This is a genomic window from Aminipila terrae, assembly GCF_010120715.1.
Lineage (GTDB): Bacteria > Bacillota > Clostridia > Peptostreptococcales > Anaerovoracaceae > Aminipila > Aminipila terrae.
Genome location: NZ_CP047591.1, coordinates 3,084,814 through 3,097,834 on the forward strand (window position 1 = coordinate 3,084,814; position 13,021 = coordinate 3,097,834).

Here is a 13,021-nt window from a genome sequence, read left to right on the forward strand (position 1 = left end):
CGGTCTGGATGTGACTTTGATGAAAGTGTGCATGGATTAAAAATGCTTAACAATTTTCCTCTGAATAAGGAAAAAATATACCCACCTTTAATGGTATGCTGATGATTTTTGATTCTAAAACAGGGACCCCCTTGGAGTAATGGATGCAGCATATATTACTTGTATGCGTACAGGGGCAGCAGGGGCTATTGGAGCAAAAACACTAGCCAGGAGAGATTCAAGGAATCTATTTATACTGGGTGCGGGAAAGCAGACCATATATCAGATTGCAGCCACACTTATTTTGCTTCCTCAAATAAATAAAGTCTTTATTGCAGATCCAATTGATTATACAAATGCAGAAAAATTATCCCAAAGAATACAAGCCGATCTGGCAACGAATTTTGGAATTGAGAGAGCATACAGCATAGATTTTCAACCTGTTACAAATATGGAAGACTCCGTTGGTGAAAGCGATGTAATTATTACGGTTACTCCTTCCCGGTTGCCTATCATAAAAAAAGAATGGGTAAAGCCTGGAACTCATTTTAGTTGCATTGGTGCTGATATGGAAGGCAAGGAAGAAATAGATCCTGAAATTTTTCTGGGAGCAAAGGTCTTTGCTGACGATAAAGATCAGTGTATGAGAGTAGGAGAGATGGAAATACCTATTAAGCAGGAAAAAATTTCACCGGATGATGTTAAAGGAGAAATTGGCGATGTACTAACAGGAAAGATTTCAGGAAGAGAGTCTGACAGTGACATTACCATATTTGATGCAACTGGACTGGCAATCCTTGACTTAGTAACAGGGAAAGTGGCAATTGAATCTGCCAGGGCAAAAGGCCTCGGAATTAGAGCAGAAATATAATGTCAAGTAATAAATAAAATTGGAACCGGATTATGGGCATAAGTTGTGATTGCTATTAGAAATAGGAGGGAAGTAAATGAAAGTAGGGTTGCAAACGCAAAAAATATCAAGAAATATTCGCCAACTTGATTCAAATTTTATTGAAGAATATTTAACTATTTATCTTAATGCCTATCCAGCTTTTAAAAATATTGATGAAGAAGGGCGAGCACATTATAGAAAAGAGACTCTGAAATCAATGAATAATGAGAAAAATATTCATTTTATCGGCCTTTTTGAAGGAGAGAATCTTATTGCAACTATGAAGCTCATTGATTTTTCTATGAATCTTTTTGGAGAGATGCAGCCAGCGGTGGGGTTAATGTCATTGGCGGTGCATCCTCTGCATAAGAAAAAAGGGGCAGCATTGGAAATGGTTCGTTATTTTGAAAAATATACATATGATTCTGGTGCTCTCGTTGCCTTGCTGCTTCCTTTTCGAATGGATTTCTATAGGAAAATGGATTATGGATTTGGAAGTAAGCTTCATGAATATTGTATTTCAACGCTTCAATTACCTGGAGCTTCAGATATTTCTCATTTAAAAATTCTTAATTCAGAGGAGTTGCCAAAGATACTTGAATGTTATTCATCTTTCGTAAAACAGAACCATGGTATGCTGGAAAAATTCGCAGAAGAAGTTAGAAATATGGAGCTGGATACTTTAACAAGACGCATTGGATATATGGATGGTGAAAATTTAAAAGGTTATGTTGCTTTTCGTTTTGTGAGTGATAGTTCTGTGAATTATACAATTAACCGCATGGAAGTAGATGAATTAATCTATAGTGATAGTAATGTACTTAAAGAGCTGTTAGGATTTCTTAGGCTACAGGCAGATGAAGCGCAAACGGTTGTTATTCGTACTGGGGAGGAAGACTTTTATCATCTGTTAGATAATCCTCAGGACAGTTCTGAAAACTATATTCCATTTGGGAATTTACAAACTAATATTTCAGCAGTTGGAATAATGCATAAAATAATTGACCCAGAAATGTTTATCAGAATGACTGGATATCGATCGTTCCCAGACGAAGAATTAACCATGAAGATAATATATGAAGATGGAATGGATCATTTATCATCTTCTATTTCCTTAAAATTTGAAAAAAACAGCCATGTGGAGGGAAGCAAATGGACGATTATTCCTAAAGATGAGAAAACAGATGTTGTATTAGAGTGCAAAAAATCTGACTTATCATCTCTCTTTCTTGGTAGTTGTGATTTAGCATCAATGGTAAGGCTGGGAATTCTACAAATTAGTGATTTAGCATATTTAGAGCGCCTAAATCGGCTGTTTCATTGTAGTAAAAAACCTTGGACCAATACAGACTTTTAGTATAATTTAAAAGCGTTTTACAGATTTTTTTATAAGATGCTTTTATATTGATAATTAAGCGCGGTTAATACGAGCCCCTTAGAAGGAGTTTCAGAAAATAGGATTAAAAGTTCCTATTAAAGAACCTCCTTTTTTCATGCTTTAAAAAAGTGTCTATTTATGTCGAAAAACCAAGAGCAACAGTGTCACAAAAAGTAGAAAAAGAGAGGTATACTTAGAACATATGATTATTTAAAGTTTGTATTATAGCAATAATGCGCAGCTCGACGGGGTGTATAAATAAAATGGAACCGTTTACTTTCTAAGCTTTTATTAGGTATGTCAATAACTTTTTTACTCTATGTGATTAGAAAGGATTGTAAAATAAAATGTTAAAAAAATAAGCTTAATTATTTCAATAATCTTTATAATAGCAGGAATACTAATCATGATTTTACCAGGTTTGCCCAATATATCTGGATTAGCTGTTATCTTAATTGGGATAGTATCTTTTATTTTTATAAAAGTTGCTAAATAAGATAATTAGCAATAATGAGCAATTGAGCAAGTAGGTATTGTGGATATAATGGAAATTTAAGCAATGGTCAATTACTCTATATAGGGATCAAAAAACTAATGGTTGATGAGATTATTGTAGGGGATATTATAGTGCGAGATAATCACGATGGTACATATTTTCTAGGAGGACTCTGTGTGATACCTGCATACGAAAATAACGGCATTGGACAGGCAGCAATGAACTTTCTTGACAGGCAGTTTAAAGGCGCACATCATTGGTCACTGGAAACCCCCGCTGATAAAGAACGGAATCATTATTTTTATAAAAAATGCGGATTTCATATTACAAAGGAATATAAGGTTAGTACGGTTAATATTGTATTATTCGAAAAGAGTGTAACCGTTTAAAATTATGAGCAAATACTAAAGGCATAATCAGCAGTTTAAAGGGATTTCTGAACTTCCCATTATGTTTATGACACACACACTTAGTAGAAATTATAATATTGCCATCCATGATATTGCTTTATAAAAATGTATGAAAATAATGCTGTGGATAGTTTAACAAAGGGGTAAAGGGTTATTATATGAATTTTTTAGATTCTCATAAAATTGTTAGTGATTATGTTGATGCATTTGCTAGAGGTGTAGAAGAAAACGCAATGATCTTTCGGCCTATTTCATATCTTAATGGTATGGCTAAGGATGACATAATTAATGCTTACAAAATATTTTATGCACACACAATACTCTATGGATCTAGAAATAATGAGCAGATTCAGCAGTATGATAATCTGTTGAGGATGATAAACTCTTTTGTAAATGATGAAGTTTACTATGATGTAGCTAGATGTATAAAGCGTAATACTAATATATTCACTGGTAAGCTGAAAAAAAATATATCAAATGAGTTGAAGCAGTACTGTAAAAGTTCCACTGAAGTTTTAAATGTTCCAGATGAGGTAAATGAGGTTTTTATTTTCTATAATGATATGATAGAAGTCTTAAATCAATTATATGAATTTGAGGACGCAGGTAAGATAGACAGACCCAATTTGGTAATACAGTACTTCAAAATCGCATATGAGTATGCGAATATAGAATATAAGGAAGATGAATATATACCATTTTTCTATTCATTTGATTTAATGAGAAAGCATATTGATGATCCATATCTTGGTAAGTATTATACTCCATATAGGGATTATATTTTGGAAAATGACTAAGTAATTAACAAAAATATGTGAAGAACTTTTTCTGGAGAATTTTAAAGTAGAGTACAATATTTATAATTTTAAAAGGTATTTTAAATAACCAATGCAAGCAATAATTAATCTTCTAAAAAGGAGTAGATAAGACTTTGTATGTTATTTTTCACAGTTTGAAACAAATAAACGATATGATTGAAATTCTCATTATGTTTATAGGTCGAAGGATAACATTATTTATATTATTGAAGGTGTGACAATGAAAAAAGATAAAAGGCTTGAAATAGAGAAGTTTATCGTCCCCATTTATACCGTTTCTATCAAAGACACTGAATATAAGTTTGCAGCAGGTGAATTTAGCGTTTGAGTTTTTTCATTCTGAAATAATAAGCAATACATCTAAAACTATAAGGGATTTATGGGAGGACGTCTATGATTAATACTGATGAAGAAACAAAAAAAGCGCTTGATAAATTATTACTTACTTATAAAATACAACCCGTTGGATGGGGATATATTGACTGCATCTGCATAAAAGAGAATGTTTTTGAATTTATTAATTCTCTAACTGAATTAGGTATCAAAGTTACCGATATTACTTGGTGGTATCATTGTGTGATAGGAGAGAAGAAAGAAAAAGGCTGTCCGCATGGTGGTGGAGGACCAATGAGCAAATATTTCGATGGTTGGTTTAGCGAAATGTATCAAATTCCAAATATAAAAGTTAAGGATAACAAGGAAATAAATTCATATGTTTTTAATGAATGGCCCAATACAAGTGACTATTTACCCTGTTTGATTCCCGCTTTTTGGCTGGATGTACCAGATGACTGGAGAAACACAGTTAGATGAGTATACTAGGACATCAGTAGGCAAATATGACTTCTCATTATGTTTATGATAGACAAACGGGCAATAGCAATAATATGAAATTGAGCTTTAACTTTGAAACCGCATGAGGACATAAATGACAATAGGAGGATTCGCATGTCGTATAGTAACAAATTAATAAAAGAATTTAGAATAGATAATTCTAAAAAGGCATTTGTACACCCCTTGTTTCCTAATAAGCATGAAAAATCAGAGGAGGCATTAAATATTTATTTGCTGACACTTGGACACCTTTGGCTATACAAGATAGTTGAAGAGAATGGTAACAATATTTATCTGAATGAAATAATTAAGTATGCAGAAAAAAGAGAGTTAACACTATTTGAATGGGAATTGACCGAAGAAAATAAAAAAGATATTTTAGATATTTTATCTAAGTATCACATCCCATTTATAATGTATTTAGATGAAAGTTTCGAGCTATCAAAACACGATAAAATAGTAAGGCAATCAAAAGACAAAGAGCATCTGTATCATACATTAACTAGGGTTTTGCTTTTAGCAAAGTATCATTATCTGTTTCAACTAATTTCAGAAAATGAATTAAAAAAAATTGTGAACTGGGAGGATAAACAAGCTGTTATTAATGCGACCTTTTTAGGTGTATGGATGATCAAAAGGCAAAATGGTATTGAAATAACTCCTATTCCTGATTTTTTAGTCAAAATTGTTGAGAAAAACATGTCTTGTTACACAGAATCGGCAAGGCTACGATACTATCCACAAATTGATTATATCCTTAATAATATTTCAGATGTGGAAAGTGAATTAAGCGAAAACTGGTATCTCATACCCGATGACTCTCAAGTTTTGCTGTCAAAGTTTTTGTATAGTCTACGTTTAATCAAAGAGATTTCAATAAATCCCATTGGCTTAAATGGCATATTGTCAACATTTGTTACAAGGACTTTGTTTGATAATTTATGGCAAAGTAAATATTTGATAACTGAAAATAAAATTAATGAGTACAGGGTGTTTGCATTAGATCGAATGAGGTTACATGTGGTTAAGCGAAGCGATATGCCCGAAGTAAACAATATTGATGAGTTGCTAACAGAAATAGAGGGCGGTGTTTTTGATCCAATACCGATAAATGGAGACTATTTTACTAAATCTGCACGAGAATATGCAATACAGTTAGGGTTGAAAGATGAATATGACAAGTATTACGAGTATAACAGCGAGTTTATTCACGCTTCTTTAACAGCTGTGTATTCTGGAATAATGTGCAGATGTAGCAATCCAGAGCATAATATGCATTTGACTATTAATCCGAGGGGTTCCAACTATATAGATTGTGCTAAACATATCTTTGAAATAGTAAATATGCATATAGACATACTGAACGCATATTTTGATTATGAAATTTGTGCCAAGTTTAATTTACAACAAATATTTTTTAATAAATATTCAGATTATAAAGAATTTGTTCGTAAAGTGCAAAGCTCGAATACGCCTGAATAAATCGGGTTCTATTAGCATCTCTAGTGTCCCCATAATGGTATTTATTCTATGAGGGTATGAGCATAATTCATAGTGAATTCAGTTGTTCATTACGTTTATGATGGACGAGTATGAATAGCATAATAAGAAGCTATAACATAATAGATACATGGAGGTCATGCTATGAGTGTTACAAAAGAAATGGCTCAAACACTTTTTGATTTATTTTTGGTTTTTTCAAAAAAAGTCGCAATTGAATCACATAAGTATATTGGCTCTCATAACAGAATAACTGGGTATGATAAGTACCCTGTTATTAATATGATATTTCCCAAGGACAACCCAGAATATTTGAAGTATTATCAAGAGATACCGTTCTTAACACATGATATACCAAGATATGAATTAAGAGAATTTCCAAAAGAGAGAATTCAATATGGGGCGATATTCAATGGTTATAGCGATGACAAATTAAATATTAAGGTTATTGATGGGTTTAACGACTTGTTGGAATATATAAGCAATACTCCAGAACTGGAGAAATTGCTTGTTGAAGATAATAGAACTGATAGTATTCAATATCGGCTAAAATCCATGGCGTCAGGTATAGTAGAGAGATATCTGTATAGTATTAATGCAACGCATCTTATTCCAGAAGACTTGGAAAACCAGCTTAAACCTTTTATTGCAGAAACATTATTGAGATATATAGACACCACTTTAAAAATTGACATTTGTGTTCCGGTTTGTTTAGCAACATTTGAAGATGAAACTATAAAACTAGCTGAACAGGTAGAAATTGTTCGGATTCCAGATCATATTCAAAAATCGCGGAAACAAGCATGCACATATGAATCAAATAATGAAGATTGGTTGGCTGCTTGTGCTACTCATATGATTGTCTTACATGGCTATCACTTTAAGAATGATGAGTATACTTCAATAAATACAGTTACACGGAATTATCATGCGTATCCTCTACATCTAATAGATGACATTATGGCTGTTATACGAACTGTGACAGGATATACCATTGGATATGAACAGATCCTATCTCTTCCTATAGGTTGGATTGATGGATTCTGTGCGGATTTAACGCCTATATATGGAGCAAAATCACATTTTGTTAATGCAAGAGAAATTGAAAAATTTTGGATGCAATTACCTATTAGTTTCATTAATTCAAAACAAGCACAGGAAATTCAGAGACTATATTCTGTGGTTTTGTCATGTGATGGTGATAAAAGAAAAGGTAATTTATCTTTTGCACTAAAACGTCTCAATAGGTGTATGCTACGAGATGAAGATGATGATATGGCAATAGATGCAACAATTGGTTTAGAATCTCTCTTGTCAGGGGTACGAAAGGCGAGATTACTTATACTATTTCTAATAGAATGCCTGTTGTATTTACTCATGAGCATAGCGATGTGTACTCTCCTAAGGTCTGTAGGGCGGCAATGAAGAAGATATACAATTATCGATCAACAGTTGTTCATGGAGGAACATTAAAGGATAAAGATAAATACTTGGAAATTGGTGGATTAAAAATAGAAGTGGAAAAAATTGCAGTGGATTTTTTGAGATATACACTGCTGTTTGTCTTGCATAACCCAGAATATCTTGATGATGCAAAAAAGTTTGATGAATTTATTGACCTGACTATATCAGAAGGAAAATAGTTTAGCTTCCCATTATGTTTAATCTTTAAATAGTAATTATGAGAAATAAGTTTTGCTAGTATGAAGGCTGATATTTTATAGTGGTAATGTGAACTAGTAAATTTATAATTAAGAGATATTGGTAGGGTGTAATGAGAAAGATATATATATTGATTTCAATCTTAATTGTTATTGTTATTCTTGAGTCCACCTATATTGTTGGTTCAGGTAATGTGAACAAAAAGGACAATACAATAACAACATAAGACCACTAATATATGATATTAGTGGTAAAAATGAAAATTGGGAATTAACAAATGGATTTTACTATAATGATTCGAAATATAAATATTTTGAAGATGGAGTTATTAAATATACTGGAAATATTGATAACCTCAGAACTATTACTATTAAAATCATTGCAAACTCTCTAGATAAAGAAACTCTTTTATTAAATTTTGAGTCAACATACCATGATGCATCAATTTCACCCTCAAAAAATGATACTATTCTAAGTAACGGAAAATCTTCTGTGTTTTCTGAGGGTTCAATAGAAACATTTGATGTCAATTGCACATTTGAAGCAAACATAAAATATACAACTTTTGATAATATGGTTTATGAAGACAATATTCCACTTAGTGGAACAACAAAGCAGGTGTCCTGAATACTTTAGTCTTTAATCCATCAAGAGTAAATGTTGGAGGTGTAATTAAATGATAAAATTCTGTATGCCTGAATTACCTGAAAAGTATTGGGTAAACAACTTAACTTATAAATGTGAAAGTTGTGGGAGTACTTTTGAAGTGTTGATTCCAAATGGCAATGATATAGTAAAGTTTAAAGAAATTAATGGGTCTGAGATTAGATGGCTACCAACTTTTAGTAAGGGTGGATATATTGACTTGATGACTAAAATAATCGAAGGGCATAAGTTGAATGATTCAATTGATATGAAAAAGGCTACACTCTTCATTTCAAAGTTACAAGGATATATTGAAAAGTCCTCACATGGAAATGGTTTTGAGTTAAGCGTAGATAAAAGAATATGTCCTCAATGTAATTCGGAAAATCTTAAAATAATACAAGAAAATGTGTTGGTTAATCCTGAATTGCAATGGTTAAAGATATTATGTGATTTACTAAAATAATTAAGTGTAACTATGATAAAATGCCAGCAATATTAGGTAAGGGGTCAGTATGGCGTACGCCACTGATATATATTAATATTAGTTTATTCTTTGGCCAGACTTTAGACTTCCCATTATGTTTATAAAATCAAAAGGTAGTTTATTATGGGTACTTTAGCTTTTAAATCAAGAAGTATTTGTTACAGACCTGTATGAGATTTATTATTTCAATGTGGGACAATCACTTTTGTGATTTAGATTATTATCTAGGAAATGGAGGAGAGGGTTAATGGGTAAGATAATTAAAACGCAAACAAACAGTGTACAACACTTTTCAACAAGAATTCCATGGAAGGATAACGATTATACTGGGAGAATAGACAATAATCCTAGGTATAATGTAGCTGCTCAAGTAATCCCCAACATTGCATCGTCACGGGACTTGGAGTTTGAGGAAACAAATAAAGGTAAAAGCTATAAACAGGTAGGACCAGTAAAAATGCAAAACTGGATTACAGAGAACGCTGCGTTCATGAGTGATACCAAGCTTTATCTTAAAATGAACCATCCATATAAAAAAGGAAATGATAAGTTCAAGCATTTCGAAGAAACAACTTTTGAAATGAACCCGTATTCATTTTTATTGCGTCCCTTTTCATGGACTTTAAAGGATAATGCCAATGAGAAACAAAAGTATTACAATTTTTATTTTGACTTAGAAAAAACAGAAAAAATGCTGAACTGGTCAAGTTCGTGGGTTTCGCATGGAGAATCTCAAAAAGGGATTTTCGACTACTTCTTTTCCGGAATTAGCCCGCACAATTCATTGATATTTCCATATTACAAACAAGTTCCGTTTATCGATGATAATAGGCGTGTAATTGCTGGAATAGGAAATATAGTATCAAATGTAGAAATACATGAGTATGACTCTGATGGAAGCAATGACGAAAAAAACTACATTTGGGAGACAAATGCAGCTCATTCAATTAGAGTAGATGGGAAAGATGGCTTTTTAATGCCATACCTTGAAATTTCTGAGTATACAAAAAAACATCCTGATTTTGATGTATCTAGTGTCACATTATTTGAAGCGGCAGGCTTTAGATCGGAATTTTCATATGCAGCTGAATGGGTCAGCTACGATGCGGCTATTGATGTTCTCAATCAAGCTAAAATTGCATTGAAAAATATAGCTAAACTTGAGTTAAAAGAAGCCAATCAAGAATGGGTTAATGTTCAACTTGAATATGTAGATAACCAATTAAAAAGCGTTTGGAATCAACGTGGTATTTTTCCAGGATTAGGCTCAATTTTATCAGCTTTGGGTGTTAAATACGGTTTCGATGTTGCTAAACATGTGGATACTTCTGAAAATGACCTGATTTCTGAATTGAAGTTATATTTTTCAGGTGATAAAGAAACTGGGGACGAAAAATTGGATAATAGCTTAGCTGACAAAGAGGATGAATTTTTTGGCTTACTAAGAGATGAAATGAAAACTTGTTTCTTTGAACTTTTGTCTCGATTGAATCTTTCTGTCGAACAAGCTATTTATGCTTGGCGTAACCTGAAAAATTATGCATCTGAAATTATAGAAAACCCATATCTGTTATACGAACTTACACGAAAAGAAAAGGACGAACATCAAGTTACTATTTCTCAAATTGACAATGCAATGTTTGTGAATCTGTTGGTGGAAAATAAGTATCCTCTTAAGAATCCAACCAAAATGAGAACTGAAAATGATAAACGTCGATTTAGAGCAATGATGATATTTGTTTTAGTTCAAGCCGCAAATCAAGGTCATACTTTACTCAGTTATAATCAAATTATTGAAGAAATTAACAAATTACCATTAGATAATAAAACGGATTTTCAAACAGAAAAGATTGAAGGTGTTCTTACCTTCTTGCAGGAATGTGAATTGCACGTTGATGAAAAAAACACGTACATCAAGTTAAAAGAATATCAAGATTATAAGCAATTGGTAGTCGATATAGTGAATAGTCGTTTAGGTATTAGTTTATCAAGTGAACAAAACTGGAGAAAAATTATTGACAATCAATTTGGAGAACTTCAAGAAAATAATGAATCGAACGATGAACAGGCTCGTGATGAAAAGGCGACAGCATTAAGGGTTCTCGAATCATCTAAGATATCAGCCCTATTGGGAAGAGCAGGGACGGGTAAAACATCAGCATTGGGAATTTTTGCTTCTTCAAAAGAAATTAAGGCTGGTGGAGTACTGGCATTAACTCCTACTGGAAAAGCAAGAGTTCAACTTGAAAATTCATTTAAGAAGAATAGTGTTGAAGCTGAGTTTATGACTGTGGCACAATTCTTAAATCGCTCAAAAGGTTTCAGTTGGAACACAATGGCTTATAAGATGCCAAGCCTACCTAGTTCAAGTATTGCCAAAACAGTTATTATTGATGAAAGTTCAATGCTGACTGAAGATATGTTTGCTGGCATACTGAAGCTTGTTGATTCTCATGCTGAAAGAGTTATCTTCATAGGAGATCCAAATCAATTACCTCCAATAGGAGCAGGACGCCCATTTGTTGATCTGATTAATTTTTTAGAGAGTGCTTATCCTGAAAAGGTTGCATCATTGAAAACTGAGATGCGACAAGGTTCAGGCGGTGATGATTTAGCATTTGCACAAATATTTTCTAATTCGGATTCAGTGGATAAAGATATAATTTACCGTATTCAAGACAATCAAACAGATAATCGCCTTAAATATATTCAATACACCGATTTCGACGAGTTAGAAAAAGTGTTCTTTAAAGAATTGGTGGAAGTTACAAATATGACAAATGAAGATGATATTGATGGTTTCAATAAAAGTTTGGGAGCTACTGTAGGCCAATATACAAAATATCCAACTAGTGAACATATAGAAGACTGGCAAATTCTATCTCCAACTAAATTTATTGGTGCGGGAAGCTATTATATGAATAATCAGCTTCACCAAAAGTATCGTCAAGACATTGTAGATGAATGGAGTAAATATTCGTTTTCAAAAAACAGGCCTCAATCTGTACAAAATATTGTATACGGAGATAAAGTCATATCTAATGTAAATTGTGAGAAGGATTACTGGGATGGTTCATCGGGCAGAGCATATATTGCAAATGGTGAAATTGGCATTATGGTGGATTACCCAAGCCACTATGGCAAAAATGATAAGAATACTAGTTGGTACAAATTCCGTTTTTGCTCATTTGAAGGAAAAGTATTTTCATATACTAAAGCTGATTTTGGTGGTGATAATAGCGATTCTAATTTAGAACTTGCTTATGCCCTTACAGTTCACAAATCACAGGGTTCTGGCTTTGGCAAAACTATAGTAGTGATAAATGGCAAAAGTTCATATGTTACAAAAGAACTTTTGTATACTGCGTTTTCTCGCCAAAAAGAAAAACTAATTGTATTAAGTGATTTGTCAATTCAAGAATTAGTTCAGTATGCGAATGACTGGTATTCTGATACCAAACAGCGATATACAGACTTATTCAAAGTACCAAACATCATTGAGATAGAGTCTAGTAAACAAAAACGTTACTTTGAAGAAAAATTGATCCATAAAACGATTGGCGGTGAAATGGTTAGATCAAAGTCCGAAGTAATTGTGGCTAATATTCTCGATAAGATGAAAATTGAGTATTTCTATGAAGAACCATTAAATGTTGGTGGTAAAACTTATATTCCTGATTTTACTCTACGCTACCAAGGCAAAACTGTTTATTTAGAGCATCTTGGAATGCTAAGAGATAAATCATATAAAAAGCGTTGGGATGAGAAAAGAGCAAATTATGAAAGTGTGGGAATTTCAGAAACGCTTGGGAATTTGATTATTACTGAGGATGGATTAGATGGAAGTTTGGATGCAACATTAATAGAGAGTAAAATTCAAACATGGATAAAAAGTAGTTGATTTGTTCCCGTCTACCGAT

General features: G+C 32.7%; 11 protein-coding genes. 10 read left to right on the forward strand and 1 reads right to left on the reverse strand.

Annotated elements, in window-relative coordinates; translation table 11 throughout:
- The first annotated feature begins 139 nt into the window (after positions 1-139).
- The 8 genes from Ami3637_RS14815 to Ami3637_RS14850 all read left to right on the forward strand — a co-directional run bounded on the left by Ami3637_RS14815 (position 140) and on the right by Ami3637_RS14850 (position 7,950).
- Positions 140-850 (forward strand): ornithine cyclodeaminase family protein, encoded by a 711-nt coding sequence (locus tag Ami3637_RS14815; RefSeq protein WP_202931062.1) that lies wholly within the window; start codon positions 140-142, stop codon positions 848-850.
- A gap of 76 nt (positions 851-926) precedes the next feature.
- Positions 927-2,228, forward strand: coding sequence for a GNAT family N-acetyltransferase (locus tag Ami3637_RS14820; RefSeq protein WP_162363238.1), 1,302 nt, complete (start codon positions 927-929; stop codon positions 2,226-2,228).
- 615 nt (positions 2,229-2,843) lie between these two features.
- Positions 2,844-3,134 carry a GNAT family N-acetyltransferase gene (locus Ami3637_RS14825; protein ID WP_162363239.1) on the forward strand — a complete coding sequence of 97 codons (291 nt, stop codon included), beginning with the start codon at positions 2,844-2,846 and terminating at the stop codon, positions 3,132-3,134.
- A gap of 179 nt (positions 3,135-3,313) precedes the next feature.
- Complete coding sequence (locus tag Ami3637_RS14830) at positions 3,314-3,952, forward strand: hypothetical protein (RefSeq protein ID WP_162363240.1); 639 nt, start codon at positions 3,314-3,316, stop codon at positions 3,950-3,952.
- A 414-nt stretch (positions 3,953-4,366) separates the two neighbouring features.
- On the forward strand, positions 4,367-4,786 hold the full coding sequence (locus Ami3637_RS14835) for a hypothetical protein (RefSeq protein WP_162363241.1): 420 nt from the start codon (positions 4,367-4,369) through the stop codon (positions 4,784-4,786).
- A 135-nt stretch (positions 4,787-4,921) separates the two neighbouring features.
- On the forward strand, positions 4,922-6,289 hold the full coding sequence (locus Ami3637_RS14840) for a hypothetical protein (protein WP_162363242.1): 1,368 nt from the start codon (positions 4,922-4,924) through the stop codon (positions 6,287-6,289).
- A 162-nt stretch (positions 6,290-6,451) separates the two neighbouring features.
- Positions 6,452-7,732 carry a hypothetical protein gene (locus Ami3637_RS14845; protein ID WP_162363243.1) on the forward strand — a complete coding sequence of 427 codons (1,281 nt, stop codon included), beginning with the start codon at positions 6,452-6,454 and terminating at the stop codon, positions 7,730-7,732.
- Positions 7,729-7,950 carry a hypothetical protein gene (locus Ami3637_RS14850; protein ID WP_330586682.1) on the forward strand — a complete coding sequence of 74 codons (222 nt, stop codon included), beginning with the start codon at positions 7,729-7,731 and terminating at the stop codon, positions 7,948-7,950. The genes Ami3637_RS14845 and Ami3637_RS14850 overlap by 4 nt, the downstream gene beginning before the upstream one ends.
- A gap of 306 nt (positions 7,951-8,256) precedes the next feature.
- On the opposite strand, the gene Ami3637_RS14855 is transcribed toward Ami3637_RS14850, so the two are convergent.
- Positions 8,257-8,499: a hypothetical protein gene (locus Ami3637_RS14855; RefSeq protein WP_162363245.1), complete on the reverse strand. Its 243-nt coding sequence runs from the start codon at positions 8,497-8,499 to the stop codon at positions 8,257-8,259.
- Between the two features lie 146 nt (positions 8,500-8,645).
- On the opposite strand from Ami3637_RS14855, the gene Ami3637_RS14860 reads away from it, so the two are divergent.
- Together Ami3637_RS14860 and Ami3637_RS14865 are read left to right on the forward strand one after the other, a co-directional pair.
- Positions 8,646-9,080 (forward strand): hypothetical protein, encoded by a 435-nt coding sequence (locus tag Ami3637_RS14860; protein ID WP_162363246.1) that lies wholly within the window; start codon positions 8,646-8,648, stop codon positions 9,078-9,080.
- Between the two features lie 268 nt (positions 9,081-9,348).
- The gene (locus Ami3637_RS14865) at positions 9,349-13,002 is read left to right on the forward strand and encodes an ATP-dependent DNA helicase (RefSeq protein WP_162363247.1); all 3,654 of its coding nucleotides are present in this window, start codon (positions 9,349-9,351) and stop codon (positions 13,000-13,002) included.
- The last annotated feature ends 19 nt before the right edge of the window (positions 13,003-13,021 follow it).

Coding starts and splice junctions, on each gene's coding strand:
- Ami3637_RS14815 (WP_202931062.1), top strand. CDS start 140: ATGGATGCAGCATATATTACTTGTATGCGTACAGGGGCAGCAGGGGCT.
- Ami3637_RS14820 (WP_162363238.1), top strand. CDS start 927: ATGAAAGTAGGGTTGCAAACGCAAAAAATATCAAGAAATATTCGCCAA.
- Ami3637_RS14825 (WP_162363239.1), top strand. CDS start 2,844: ATGGTTGATGAGATTATTGTAGGGGATATTATAGTGCGAGATAATCAC.
- Ami3637_RS14830 (WP_162363240.1), top strand. CDS start 3,314: ATGAATTTTTTAGATTCTCATAAAATTGTTAGTGATTATGTTGATGCA.
- Ami3637_RS14835 (WP_162363241.1), top strand. CDS start 4,367: ATGATTAATACTGATGAAGAAACAAAAAAAGCGCTTGATAAATTATTA.
- Ami3637_RS14840 (WP_162363242.1), top strand. CDS start 4,922: ATGTCGTATAGTAACAAATTAATAAAAGAATTTAGAATAGATAATTCT.
- Ami3637_RS14845 (WP_162363243.1), top strand. CDS start 6,452: ATGAGTGTTACAAAAGAAATGGCTCAAACACTTTTTGATTTATTTTTG.
- Ami3637_RS14850 (WP_330586682.1), top strand. CDS start 7,729: ATGAAGAAGATATACAATTATCGATCAACAGTTGTTCATGGAGGAACA.
- Ami3637_RS14860 (WP_162363246.1), top strand. CDS start 8,646: ATGATAAAATTCTGTATGCCTGAATTACCTGAAAAGTATTGGGTAAAC.
- Ami3637_RS14865 (WP_162363247.1), top strand. CDS start 9,349: ATGGGTAAGATAATTAAAACGCAAACAAACAGTGTACAACACTTTTCA.